This is a genomic window from Cupriavidus sp. SIMBA_020 (genome assembly GCF_046535395.1).
Classification (GTDB): domain Bacteria; phylum Pseudomonadota; class Gammaproteobacteria; order Burkholderiales; family Burkholderiaceae; genus Cupriavidus; species Cupriavidus campinensis.
The window spans coordinates 1-263 of record NZ_JAWRWU010000845.1; the positions used below are offsets into that span (position 1 = coordinate 1).

Consider the following 263-nt stretch of genomic DNA (forward strand, 5'->3'; position numbering starts at 1 on the left):
GGGCTGGCGGGCAGGATTAGTCGTTGATGAAGATCGCGCCCAGTTTCTCAAGGTGTTCCAGCGCCTCGCCGCAACCGCGCACGACGCAGGTCAGGGGATCATCGGCGACCACCACCGGCAGGCCGGTTTCTTCTTGCAGCAGGCGGTCCAGGTCACGCAGCAGGGCGCCGCCGCCGGTCAGGGCGATGCCCTTGTCGGTGATGTCGGCGCCGAGTTCGGGCGGGGTCTGCTCAAGGGCGATCTTGACGGCAGAGACGATCTGG

At 66.9% G+C, this 263-nt stretch carries 1 protein-coding gene; it reads right to left on the reverse strand.

Features of this window, described 5'->3' with window-relative positions; all coding sequences use genetic code 11:
- Positions 1-16: 16 nt before the first annotated feature.
- Positions 17-263 (reverse strand): rod shape-determining protein (locus tag SB751_RS31770; RefSeq protein WP_410749241.1); only part of this gene is annotated, 247 nt, incomplete at its 5' end.